Genomic DNA, 12488 nt, shown 5'->3' with positions numbered 1-12488 from the left:
CAGTAGTGTCATAACTTGATTTAATTAAAATTCTTAGAAAAGACTTAGCTAATTTTAATTGTTCGAGGTATGGAGTCGGATGAAAAAGTAGATTCGAGTTACTGAGCTATATGAGTCTGCCTTCAACCGCGAGATATAAACACTACTAAGGAATGCAAGCGATGAGAAAATTATCTCGACTGCACTGTGCGTTAGCGGGGGCTCTTTTTGGAACCTTCTCTATGGGGGCGCATGCTGAAATAGCCGCCACCCACGTTTGGCACAATCATATGCCTAACTTCTGGCCCTACTACAATGTCAGTGGCTACGATGCGCAAGCTGTGGGGTCACCCATTCGCTATAGCTATGATGGTCAGGTTAAAAACCTGAAGATTAACCCCCCCGCAGGTTGGCCTACGCTGCCCAATGGCAAGGCTATGCCTCACGATGATCTCGAATCCTATTATGCACATCATGCCAAGACCGGCGCCTATCTCTCTTGGCCGATGGATACAGCAGAGTCCAATAATAAGCGATTCCCGCTTTCCCAGGCACATGTCACCATGTCTGCCGCCGTTATCAATAACGTGCAGAGCTTCGGCGAGCTGAAGAATCAGGCAGGTTACAATCTGGGATGGGGTGATCGCTGGCGCTCAGTGTACGATGCCAAAAAGACCTCTGGTGGTAAGCGAGCTCTGGATCTGATCCACTTCACTGGTCACCACAGCATGGGACCACTGGTGGGTAATGATTATTTCCTCAAAGATCTGATTTATCATAACGCCACCCTGGCTCAGCCCTACTTTCTCGGTGACAGTTTTGTCTCCTCCAAGGGTTTCTTCCCTACCGAGCTTGGCTTCTCCGATCGTCTGATCCCAACCCTGAAAAAGCTGGGGATCGAATGGTCCGTATTGGGTAACGTGCACTACTCCCGTACCCTGCGTGATTATCCTTACCTGAATGATCCGGGTATTGATTGCCTGATCTCTCCGCCCAACCGTGCCGATATGCGTAACGTCAGCGCCGAGGGTGATTGGGTCAAGCTCAATATGACCAACGAACAGCAGGTGACCTATAACAAGTTCCCGTTTGCTTCGACGCCGCACTGGGTTGAGTACATAGATCCGGAAACCGGCGCGTCCTCGAAAGTGGCCGGTATTCCGGTAGAGCAGGCTAGCTCCTGGGCCGAAGGTTACTTGGGTGAGGCCAAGGCCGATCCGCTCAAGCCTTATGTGGCTGCCGCCTCTGCCAAGGGCCGCACCCAGTATTTCGTGCTGGCTCATGATGGCGATAACAGCTCAGGCCGTGCTGGCTCAGGTGATACCTGGCTTGCTTCTGGTAACGTGACCTATTCCGATGCGGGTGTGACCGGCATGGGGGTTGATGAATACCTGGCCAAGTACCCGATCCCAGCCGATGACGTGGTGCATGTTCAGGATGGCTCCTGGATCGACACCCGAGACTCCTCGTCCGATCCGACCTGGAACCACTGGCGCATCCCCATGGGCGTGTGGAGTGGTCAATTGGCTGCCTTCAACACCGCCAATGGCACCAACTATCCCAAGATGTTCAGCAAGTTCACCAACAACCTGCGTAGCCACATGCCCTCCATGGAGTATGGCTATCACTATCTGGAGCGTAACTTTGCCCTGCTGCAAGCGGCGCAAAACTATGCCAAGACGGCTGAGCAGATCTGGTTGGATACTCACCCGACTTACTGGCAGCCGACTACCAATCGTGACAAGCAGGTTACCTATGCGGGCAATCAGCTGAACCCCTGGATGATGTCCTATCCGGTGAAGGGTGATGCCAACAACGACTGGAAGGGTGGCGCGAACCCGGCTGAACTGGGTTGGTATTTCCTGGTGGCCTCTATCGACTCTGGTTTTGGTTACTATGACGAAAACCAGGATGATGGTGTCAAGCCGACCATCTCCTTCAACCAGTCACTGGCCTTTACCGAGCCCTACGTTGCCGCCCGCCTGGACAAGGATCGTACCGGTCCGTCTGTTTGGTGGCCACAACGTTATCCGTACAACCCGGGTAGTGCCAATGCCTCCAAGGCGGAAGGCTGGGCCAAGATGTACATGGACAACCGGTTTGCCGTTTACACCTATGCCTATGACCTTAGCGGTATCAGCAACATCAAGGTCAAGGTTCGCGTCCACACCAACAAGTGGGCCGATGCCAAAGACAAGACCTACAAGCTCTACGATCCAGCCGCTCACGCCGGTCAGCCAAACGTGGATCCGTCTCGCGTAGGCAAATGGGAAGAGTTCAGCATGATCGAGCGTAACCTGACCCCGGTTATTAATGGTGTGTCATGGCAGCCGACCTCTACTGCGGTGTTTGAAAAGGTACCGGCCAAGAAAATTGGTAATCTCTATTACACCTACTTTGACCAGTATCGCGATCAACTGCTCGACTACTACATCGAGGCCACTGATGCCAAGGGTAACGTCACCAAGTCCGAGATCCAGCAGGTCTATGTAGGCGCAGGTCGTTACAAGAAAGACGGTACCAAGATCGTTGAAGATGTTAAGGGTGATCTGGAAGGGGAACCGGCTTTCTTCAGCGATCAACCCATCCAAAAAGAGGTCACCGTCTACGTCAAGGGTGATGACAGCAATGGCAGCTCCATTACTGTAGCGACCAAGAAGGCCGACAAGGAGTGGGTCAGCAAGAGTGCGGATGAGCTCTACACGGGTGCTCACTACTACCGTGTAACCGGTAGCTTTGAAGATGGTACCGAGGGTCTGCGCGTTCGTTACCTGAATGGTCAGGCTCAGTGGACACCGTCTGCCGATGGCGTACTGCTCCAGGATGGGACTTGGACCCTGAAGGCGGATGGCACCACGGTAACGGGCTTCCCGGCTGATCTGAAGCTGCAAGCCACTGTGTACTATAAGTCTGCTGCCACTTGGACCAAGGCGTGTGCTCACTGGCGCCAAAAGGCTGGTACCTGGAGTGTTGCACCTGGTGTGGTGATGACGCCGGTTGATGGCTACACAGGCTGGTGGAAATTCAGTGCAGAGCTGGGTGCTACCGATGGTCTTGAAATCGCCTTTAACAACTGTGCGGGCGCTTGGGATAGCAATGGCGGGGCTAACTATCAGTTTGCGGCCGGTGATTGGTTGGTCGATGCCGGTAAGGTTGTAGCCGGTAAGCTGGGTAATCAGACTCCTGTTGCCAAGCTGACCCCTGTGACCAGCACTATCAAGGTAGGCGAGTCTGTCACCTTCTCTGCTATCGGCTCTACCGACAGCGATGGTGTGATTGCAGGCTATAAGTGGAGTGATGGTTCAACCGGCTCAGCCCTGACCCAGACCTTCACTGCAGCGGGTACCTACACAGTTAGCGTGACCGTGACTGATGATAAGGGCAGCACTAATACTGCCTCCGCTCAGGTAGTGGTTGGTGTCAGCAACGTAGCGCCAGTGGCCAAGCTTGTGGCCAGCAGCACCACGGTGAATGTGGGCGATGTGGTCACGTTGGATGCATCGACTTCAACTGACAGCGATGGCTCTATTGCTTCCTACCTGTGGAGCACAGGTGACAAGACGGCCAAGGCCACCATCAGCTTCACCGCTGCGGGTACCTATCCGGTTAGCGTCACTGTGACTGATAACAAGGGGGCAACTGGCCAGGCTACTGTGCAGATCAAGGTGCAAGATGTGGCCGCGCCCACAACGGTCACCCTGACTAGCAGCAAGTCCCAGATCGCGATTGGCGAGAAGGTGACCCTCACTGCCCAAGCCAAAGATCAGAAAGGTAGTGTCATCTCTGGTCTGACCCCTGTGTTCTACCGTGGTGCCAGCCAGATGAGCTCTAACACCTTCAAAACGGGTGTAGTTGGAACATATAGCTTCACCGCTAAGGTTGGCTCTTTGGTAAGTGCTCCGATTGTGGTTAAGGTAGTGGATGCGGCTCCTGTCGTAACTACTATTACGCTGACCAGTTCTAACTCCCGTATCACAGCGGGCTCAACTGTGAAGTTCACTGCAGTCGTTAAGGATCAAGCAGGCAAAGTGATGTCCAATGCGAATGTGGTGTTCTATCGCGGCTCCACCAAGATGAGCGCCAATGCCTTCCGCACTGGTGTGGCAGGTACCTATAGCTTCACTGCTAAGGTTGGTGGTGTGAGCAGCTCAACCATCAAGGTGGTCGTGACTCCAGCGGCCTAAGCGACTGGATAACGTCTAACTAAATAAAAATGCCAGTCAGAATATCTGACTGGCATTTTCTTTTGGTGCTATACAACAAATCAATGCGCGTTGCTCAGGTGCGGGGAATTATCGCTCCCAGCGGATATTGCGTTTTACAATGTTGGCCGGCGCTCCAGCCAAAACGACATGCTCTTCGGTATGGGCTTTATTCACAAAGGCGGCAGCGCCAATGACGCAGCCTTGAGCCACACTGGCGCCTTTGGATACAATCGCTCTGGCGGCAATCCAGACATTATTAGCAATATGCACGTCAGCAGCCGGGTTCACTCTTTCCCCGGAGTCTCGATCATATATCTTATGCACATCGGTGGAGCGAATTTCTATCTCCCGGGACAGCATGCAATCGGCGCCAATTGTGACATTGGCATCACGTGACAGGATATAGACACCTTGTGCTGTGGTTCTATCGCCAATCATCACTTCTCGTCCTTGGCCCACAATCAGGATATGGCCGGTAAGACGTACATCATTTCCTATGATGAGGCGACAGTTATGGCCTTTAAATACAATTTTAAGATTGTTAGCGATAAAACGATCGCCAATGAGGAGGGTGTTATTATGGGATTCGCGCCAGAAGCTTAGGCTACATTCCCCTTTTGCCACGGCATCGCCGCCAAGCTCAACCTTATTTCGAGACAATCCATCAGCATTGGCAATAAACTTCAGCATTGCTTGTTTCCTAAATTTACAGTGTATGAGACCAGAATGATGCCGATTGGAATCGCTACTGGTTGGTTAAGGGATAAGACTATTTATGTTCAGTATGCCATACCCCACCATGCTCGAAGTGTGAACTCCTGCGGTTGGCCTATTTCCGTTGATGGCAATACTCCGGGATCTGTACCTGCTGCAGGGCCTGCTTTAACCCCTCATCTTGCACTGGGCCATGCCAGCCATTGGCGTGTACCAATGCCTCTAACGGTAGCCGTTGTCGCCACCCTTGGGCCTGCAGCTCAGGCTCGGGCAGAAACTCGCTAACATAACCGATGCACAAATAGGCGAGGGGGTAGACCTGTTCGGGCAGTTCCAGTAACTCAGCCAGGCGGTCGTTATCGAAGATGCTGACCCAACCTATGCCGATCCCCTCGGCGCGGGCGGCGAGCCAGAGGTTTTGTACCGCCAGACAGGCACTGAACAGATCCATCTCTACTATGCTGGTGCGCCCCAGCACAGTGGGGCCGCCCCGTTGCCGATCGCAGGTAATGCACAGATTAAGTGGGCTCTCCATGATCCCCTCTAACTTCAGGCGCCGATAGAGGCTGGCCTTCTCCTCCTGCTCAGTGGCAAAGCGCGCCGCGGCTTGGCTATTGGCCTCATCAAATAACCCCTTCACCTTGCCCTTGATGGCCGGATCATCAATGACGATGAAATCCCAAGGCTGCATGAAGCCCACTGAGGGGGCATGGTGGGCCGCATGGAGCAAACGGGCTAGCACCTCTACCGGTATGGGGTCGGGCAAGAATTGGGAGCGCACATCCCGACGCTCATAAATGGCCCGGTAGAGGCCGTGTTGTTCGGCATGATTAAACGGATGGGAAGACATACAACTCCATATGCGGCGATGGCAAAGGGCTATTATGCAAAAAAGTCAGGCGCTGGGTAGGGTTTTCCCCGCACTGTAACCCGCGACTCAGCCCGACTCGCCATGGTGCGTCAGCGCCATTTTGGTGCGCAACTTCTGGCAGATAGTGACAAACCTGAGTTCCGATTGAGTAAAAATGGCTAATAAATCCATGTTAATGGGCAGTAATGGCTTTCTTACAACTTGGCACAGAATCTGAATAACAGTAATTGCACAGCAGATAGGGTTGGCCAAGACCAACGGCGGTTTCAGCGCAATCCCTTCTGCTTACCGTGTTCAAACGACACAAGCACACATTCTAGTATTGATGGCAAAGACGCCTTGCAGATCGAAAGATCGGCAAGGCGTTTTTGTTTCAGGGAGGAAACACAATGGCTAACGCAAATAAGACTCTTCTGGCTGTAATGGTGGGCGCTGCACTGGTGGCCACCGCGGCACAAGCTGAAGTTGGGGCCCCGGAAAAGGAGGAGCTCAAGCTGGGCTTCATCAAACTGACCGATATGGCCCCGCTAGCGGTGGCCTACGAGAAGGGCTTCTTCGAGGATGAGGGTCTCTATGTGACGCTGGAAGCCCAAGCCAACTGGAAGGTGTTGCTGGATCGGGTCATTGATGGTCAGCTCGATGGCGCCCATATGCTGGCTGGCCAACCTATCGGCGCCACCTTAGGCATAGGTACCAAGGCCGAGGTGGTCACGGCCTTCAGCATGGATCTCAACGGCAAGGCAGTCACCGTCTCCAATGCCGTCTGGGAAAAAATGAAGGGCAATGTGGCCAAGGGCGCCGATGGCAAGCCAGTGCACCCCATCAAGGCGGATGCTTTGCAGCCGGTCGTCAAGGGCTACAAGGAGCAGGGCAAGCCGGTCAACTTCGGCATGGTGTTCCCGGTGTCCACCCATAACTACATGCTGCGCTACTGGCTGGCGGCCGGTGGGATTCACCCCGGTTTCTATGCGCCCGCCAAGGGGGATAACTCTGGCCAGCAACAGGCGGATGTGCTGCTCTCGGTCACGCCGCCCCCCCAGATGCCCGCGACCATGGAGGCGGGTACCATCAGCGGCTACTGTGTCGGCGAGCCCTGGAACCAGGCGGCCGTGGCCAAGGGCATAGGCGTACCCGTCATTACCGATGATGCCATCTGGAAGAACAACCCGGATAAGGTGTTCGGTGTCACCAAGGCCTTTGCCGACCAGTACCCCAATACCCATGTGCGTCTCGTCAAGGCGTTGATCCGGGCTGCCTACTGGCTGGATGCCAACAACAATGGCAACCGTATGGAAGCGGTCAACCTCATCTCTCGCCCTAACTATGTGGGGGCCGATGCCAAGGTCATTGCCAACTCCATGACCGGCACCTTCGAATATGAGAAGGGCGACAAGCGTCCGGCCAGTGATTTCAACGTCTTCTTCCGTCATAACGCGACCTATCCCTACTACTCGGATGCCATCTGGTACATGACCCAGATGCGCCGCTGGGGGCAACTTGGTGAGGCCAAGCCGGATAATTGGTATGCCGAGATGGCGAAGAAGGTCTATCGCCCGGATGTTTACGCCATCGCCGCCAAGGAGTTGATTGCCGAAGGCAAGATGAAAGCCGCCGACTTCCCGGATTTTGCCAAGGAGACAGGTTACAAAGCCGCTGATAGCCACTTTATCGATGGTGTCACCTATGACGGCCACACACCTAATGCGTATCTCAAGCAGTTTGCCATTGGCCTTAAGGGTGATGAGAAGCTCTGATGCGTGATGGCAGGCCAGCTCGGCTGGCCTGCCTACTGACTTCTAAAGCGTCTCCGCTTCGGAGGCGAGAATAAAAGAGATGATAGAGGTATTCCTATGCAAGCCATCATTCAACGGATCAACCCCCTAGGCTTTGATGCTCTCAAAGCTGGCGGCGCCAAGGCATGGCGCGGGGGGTTGCTGCCCCTGCTGGGTATGCTCGCCTTCCTGTTTGTCTGGCAGATGGTTGCCAGCCAGGTTCAAACCTCCCTGGGCAATTTGCCGGGGCCGGTCGCCACGGGAAAACAGCTGATCTCCCTGTATCAGGAGCACAGGGGCGAACGTGACAAGCGTGATGCCTTCTATGCCCGCCAGGAGCTGCGCAATGCAGAAAAACTCAAAGCGGATCCGGCGGCCCAGGTGAAGATCCGCCCCTACACGGGCCGTGCCACCTTCTTCGATCAGGTGCTGACCAGCTTGTTTACCGTGGCTACGGGCTTCCTGGTGGCCACCGTCATCGCGATCCCCGCGGGCATAGTGTTGGGGCTGAATCAGACCCTCTATGCCTCCCTTAACCCTGTGGTGCAGATCCTAAAGCCCATCTCGCCGCTGGCTTGGTTGCCGCTGGTGACCATGGTGGTGAGTGCCGTCTATGTGAGTACCGATCCCTTCTTTGCCAAGAGCTTTGTCATCTCGGCCTTTACCGTCAGCCTGTGCAGTCTGTGGCCGACGCTGATCAACACCACGGTTGGGGTGGCCAACATAGACCCGGATTTAAAGAACGTGAGCCGGGTGCTGAAACTCGATCCGCTGACCCATGTGCGCAAAATCGTGCTGCCTTCGGCCGTGCCCATGATCTTCACCGGTCTGCGTCTCTCGCTGGGGGTAGCCTGGATGGTGCTCATCGCGGCCGAAATGCTGGCGCAGAACCCGGGGTTGGGCAAGTTCGTCTGGGATGAATTCCAAAACGGCAGCTCGGAATCCCTGGCCCGCATCATGGTCGCCATAGTCACCATAGGCTTGATTGGTTTCATGCTCGATCGCTGCATGCTGATCCTGCAGAAATGGCTCTCCTGGGATAAACGCAGCGATCTGCGTTAATCACCGCCTGACGAATTAGGATGACGAATATGTCTAAACACTATCTGGATCTGAGCAATGTGGGCATGCGCTTCGCCACCCCGAGCGGCTGGTTTGAGGCGCTGGTGAACGTCAACCTGCAGATTGAAAAGGGCGAGTTTATCTCCCTCATAGGCCACTCCGGCTGTGGCAAGAGCACAGTGCTGAATCTGGTGGCGGGGCTCAATGATGCGACCTCTGGCGGGATTATTCTTGAAGGGCGAGAAGTCGACGGTCCGGGCCCCGAGCGCTCTGTGGTGTTCCAGAATCACGCCCTGTTGCCCTGGCTCTCTGTTTACCAGAACGTAGAGCTGGCGGTGCGTCAGGTGATGAAGGGGGCCAGCAAGGCACAAATCGCCGAGAAGGTGCGCTACTACCTCTCGCTGGTGCAGATGGATCACGCTCTGGAGAAGAAGCCCCACGAGATCTCTGGCGGCATGAAGCAGCGGGTGGGGATAGCCCGGGCGCTTTCCATGTCTCCCAAGGTGCTATTGATGGATGAGCCCTTCGGTGCGCTGGATGCCCTGACCCGGGCCCACCTGCAGGATGCCCTGATGGAGATACAGGCCGAGCTCAACAACACCGTCATCATGATCACTCATGACGTGGATGAGGCTGTGCTGCTCTCGGATCGCATCGTCATGATGACCAATGGCCCCTCGGCGACCATAGGGGAAATCCTCGAGATCGCCTTGCCGCGGCCGCGTAACCGGGTCGCCCTGGCCGAGGATGTGGAATACCACAGACTGCGGCAGCGGGTGCTGAGCTTCCTCTACGAGAAGCACAGTAAGGTCACGCCATTAAAAAAAGCTAAGGCCGAGGTCAAGGCCGCCGTAGCGTGATTTGGCTGGGATAATTGACGGACGCGGTTTGCTTGAGGGCTCTTCCCTTAGCTGGGAAGGTGCAAGAGCAGAATGATGGCAAGGGTGTGAGTCATGCCTGCCAGGATGGAGAGCTGAATATGAACAAGCAACAACTATTGGTGGTGGGTAACGGCATGGTCGGCCACCACTTTATCGAACAGCTGGTCAAGGCCGGCGGTCTGGAGCAGTTTGCGGTTACCGTGCTCTGTGCCGAGCAGGATAGTGCCTATGACAGGGTGCACCTCTCCGAGGTATTTGGGGGGCGGGCGCCCAAGGAGCTGCAGATGGCCGATCCCGAGTGGTATGCCGCCCAAGGGGTGACGCTGCTTCTGGGCCGCGCCGCTGAGGCGCTGGATCTGGCCGCCAAGCAGGTGACCTGCTGCCAGGGCGAGGTCTACCGCTATGACAAGCTGGTGCTCGCCACGGGCTCCTATCCCTTTGTGCCGCCCATTCCTGGGCATACCCGGGCCGGTTGCTATGTCTATCGCACCCTGGCTGATCTGGAAGCCATACGGGATGCCTGTGCCGGCGGGCGTACCGGCGTGGTGGTCGGGGGCGGCTTGCTGGGACTGGAAGCGGCGAATGCCTTGCGGCTGTTGGGGCTGGAAACCCATGTCATCGAGTTTGCCCCGCGTCTGATGCCGGTGCAGCTGGATCCGGTGGGCGGCGATCTGCTGAAAAACAAGATTGAGAGTCTGGGGGTTAAGGTCCATGCCAATACCGCCACCGAGTGCATAGTGGATGGCGAGAGTGCCCGGCACCGCATGGTATTCAAGGGGGGCGAGTTCCTGGAAACCGACGTGATCCTCTTCTCGGCCGGTATCCGTCCTGAAGATCGTCTGGCACGCAGTGCCGGCTTGGGGGTCGGCGAGCGGGGCGGTATCGTCATCGATGATCAGTGCCGCACCTCGGATCATGATGTGCTGGCTATCGGTGAGTGTGCCCTCTGGTCGGGCAAGATCTTTGGCCTGGTGGCACCTGGGTATCAGATGGCTCGCGCCGCCGCCGCCCTCCTCGTGGGGCAAGCGGGGGGGTTCCAGGGGGCTGATATGAGCACCAAGCTGAAACTCATGGGCGTGGATGTGGGCGCCATTGGCGATTCTCACGCCCAGACCGCGGGCTCCCAGGAGATCTTGACCCTGGATCGCAAGAGCGGGGTCTACAAGAAGCTGGTGATTGATGAGAGCGGTAAACGTCTGCTGGGGGCCATCCTGGTGGGTGACAATGCCGAGTATGACACTCTGCTGCAGTATTACTTGAATGGTGTCGAGCTGCCCGAGTCGCCGCTTGGCCTCATCATGGGCGAGCAGGAGAGCAGTGCGCCACAACTGACGCTGCCCGACAGCGCCACCATCTGCTCCTGCCACAATGTCACCAAGGGCGACATAGTGGCGGCGGTGAAGGCGGGTAACCATACCCTGGCGGAGGTGAAGAGCTGCACCAAGGCCGGTACCGGCTGTGGCGGTTGCTCCAACCTGGTCAAGCAAGTGGTGGACACCACCCTGCTGGAGCTGGGCATGGAGGCGAACAACCATGTCTGTGGCCACTTTGCCTTCACCCGGCAGGAGCTGTTTCACCTGATCCGGGTCGGCGAGCTCAAGAGCTTCGACGCCGTGCTGGAGAAGCACGGTAAGGGGATGGGGTGTGATCTCTGCAAGCCCATGGTCGGCTCCATCATGGCCTCGTTGTGGAACGAGCATGTGCTGGAGAAGCCCCATCGACCGCTGCAAGATACGAATGACGCTTTTCTTGGCAATCTGCAGAAAGACGGCACCTACTCGGTGGTGCCGCGGATTCCCGGTGGCGAGATCACCCCGGATGGTCTCATCGCTATCGGCGAAGTGGGCAAGAAGTACAATCTCTACACCAAGATCACCGGCGGTCAGCGTATTGACCTGTTCGGTGCCCGGGTGGATCAACTGCCCGCCATCTGGCAAGAGCTGATCGCGGCTGGCTTTGAGACCGGCCAGGCCTACGGCAAGTCGGTGCGTACCGTGAAGTCCTGTGTCGGCTCGACCTGGTGCCGTTATGGGGTGAAGGACTCCATTACCATGGCCATCGACATAGAGAACCGCTACAAGGGGCTACGCTCCCCTCATAAGCTTAAATTCGCGGTCTCAGGTTGTACGCGCGAGTGTGCCGAGGCCCAAAGCAAGGACATTGGCATCATTGCCACCGAGAAGGGGTGGAACCTCTATGTCTGTGGTAACGGCGGCATGCGGCCCCGTCACGCCGATCTCTTCGCCACCGACCTCTCGGATGAGCAACTTATTCGCTATATCGATCGGGTGCTGATGTTTTATCTCCGTACCGGTGATCGCCTGCAGCGTACCTCGGTTTGGATGGAGAATATGGAAGGGGGGCTGGCCTATCTCAAGTCGGTGATCATAGAGGATAAGCTGGGTATAGCGGCCGAACTGGAAGCCCAGATGGCGCATCAATTGGCCACCTTCCAGTGCGAGTGGAAGGGGACGCTGGCCGATCCTGAGAAGCTCAAGCTGTTCAAGCCCTTTATCAACAGCGATGAGGCCTATATGCCGCCTCGAACTGTGCTGCGCGGTCAAGCCTTCCCGGCACAGGATGAAGAGACCATTTACATCAAGGAGTTGGTATGAATTGGGTCAAAGTGTGTGACTTGCCGCAACTGACGGCCAATGTGGGGACAGCAGCCCTGGTTGAGGGCCAGCAAGTGGCGCTGTTTTATCTGCCTAAACTGCAACCCGCTCTCTATGCCCTGGATAACTGGGATCCCCAAGGTGAAGCCTTTGTACTCTCGCGCGGCATAGTGGGGGATATAGAGGGCGTGCCCTGTGTGGCGTCGCCTCTGTATAAGCACCACTACAGCCTAGCCGATGGCCGCTGCCTAGAGGAGGAGGGGGTTTGCGTGCGCAGTTGGCCGGTGAAACTGGAGGGCGAGACCGTCTATATTCAGGTTTAGCGCCCTGGGTGGGGCCTCTCGCTTGGGCCCCGCCATTGCCATCAGGCCGCTTTTCAGGTCTGATGT

At 56.2% G+C, this 12488-nt stretch carries 8 protein-coding genes; 6 read left to right on the top strand and 2 right to left on the bottom strand.

The genetic code is table 11. The annotated features are described in order from the left end of the window. Window positions 1–161: 161 nt before the first annotated feature. On the top strand, window positions 162–4163 hold the full coding sequence (locus tag ACZYTD_RS12190) for a PKD domain-containing protein (protein WP_463892363.1): 4002 nt from the start codon (window positions 162–164) through the stop codon (window positions 4161–4163). A gap of 108 nt (window positions 4164–4271) precedes the next feature. On the opposite strand, the gene ACZYTD_RS12185 is transcribed toward ACZYTD_RS12190, so the two are convergent. Both ACZYTD_RS12185 and bluB read right to left on the bottom strand, forming a co-directional pair. Further along, window positions 4272–4874 (bottom strand): acyltransferase, encoded by a 603-nt coding sequence (locus tag ACZYTD_RS12185; RefSeq protein WP_463892361.1) that lies wholly within the window; start codon window positions 4872–4874, stop codon window positions 4272–4274. A gap of 139 nt (window positions 4875–5013) precedes the next feature. After that, entirely contained in the window at window positions 5014–5748 is a 735-nt protein-coding gene (bluB, locus tag ACZYTD_RS12180; RefSeq protein WP_463892359.1) for a 5,6-dimethylbenzimidazole synthase, read from the bottom strand. Between the two features lie 410 nt (window positions 5749–6158). Between bluB and ACZYTD_RS12175 the strand changes: the two genes are divergently transcribed. The 5 genes from ACZYTD_RS12175 to nirD all read left to right on the top strand — a co-directional run bounded on the left by ACZYTD_RS12175 (window position 6159) and on the right by nirD (window position 12422). Further along, window positions 6159–7523 carry a CmpA/NrtA family ABC transporter substrate-binding protein gene (locus ACZYTD_RS12175; protein ID WP_463892358.1) on the top strand — a complete coding sequence of 455 codons (1365 nt, stop codon included), beginning with the start codon at window positions 6159–6161 and terminating at the stop codon, window positions 7521–7523. A 96-nt stretch (window positions 7524–7619) separates the two neighbouring features. Continuing rightward, window positions 7620–8603 (top strand): ABC transporter permease, encoded by a 984-nt coding sequence (locus ACZYTD_RS12170; RefSeq protein ID WP_463892357.1) that lies wholly within the window; start codon window positions 7620–7622, stop codon window positions 8601–8603. Window positions 8604–8632: 29 nt separating this feature from the next. Beyond that, window positions 8633–9463, top strand: a complete 831-nt coding sequence (locus ACZYTD_RS12165) for an ABC transporter ATP-binding protein (RefSeq protein ID WP_463892356.1) — start codon at window positions 8633–8635, stop codon at window positions 9461–9463. 119 nt (window positions 9464–9582) lie between these two features. Further along, entirely contained in the window at window positions 9583–12099 is a 2517-nt protein-coding gene (gene nirB, locus ACZYTD_RS12160) for a nitrite reductase large subunit NirB (protein ID WP_463892355.1), read from the top strand. Next, entirely contained in the window at window positions 12096–12422 is a 327-nt protein-coding gene (nirD, locus tag ACZYTD_RS12155; protein WP_463892354.1) for a nitrite reductase small subunit NirD, read from the top strand. The genes nirB and nirD overlap by 4 nt, the downstream gene beginning before the upstream one ends. Window positions 12423–12488: the final 66 nt, after the last annotated feature.

The organism is Pseudaeromonas sp. HNCC25DJ180 (genome assembly GCF_055413345.1).
This window is presented reverse-complemented; position numbering and strand designations above follow the sequence as displayed.

What these genes read in the sequence shown, in the direction of transcription:
- ACZYTD_RS12170 (WP_463892357.1), top strand. Translation starts at nt 7,620, where the DNA reads ATGCAAGCCATCATTCAACGGATCAACCCCCTAGGCTTTGATGCTCTC.
- ACZYTD_RS12190 (WP_463892363.1), top strand. Translation starts at nt 162, where the DNA reads ATGAGAAAATTATCTCGACTGCACTGTGCGTTAGCGGGGGCTCTTTTT.
- bluB (WP_463892359.1), bottom strand. Translation starts at nt 5,748, where the DNA reads ATGTCTTCCCATCCGTTTAATCATGCCGAACAACACGGCCTCTACCGG.
- nirD (WP_463892354.1), top strand. Translation starts at nt 12,096, where the DNA reads ATGAATTGGGTCAAAGTGTGTGACTTGCCGCAACTGACGGCCAATGTG.
- ACZYTD_RS12165 (WP_463892356.1), top strand. Translation starts at nt 8,633, where the DNA reads ATGTCTAAACACTATCTGGATCTGAGCAATGTGGGCATGCGCTTCGCC.
- ACZYTD_RS12175 (WP_463892358.1), top strand. Translation starts at nt 6,159, where the DNA reads ATGGCTAACGCAAATAAGACTCTTCTGGCTGTAATGGTGGGCGCTGCA.
- nirB (WP_463892355.1), top strand. Translation starts at nt 9,583, where the DNA reads ATGAACAAGCAACAACTATTGGTGGTGGGTAACGGCATGGTCGGCCAC.
- ACZYTD_RS12185 (WP_463892361.1), bottom strand. Translation starts at nt 4,874, where the DNA reads ATGCTGAAGTTTATTGCCAATGCTGATGGATTGTCTCGAAATAAGGTT.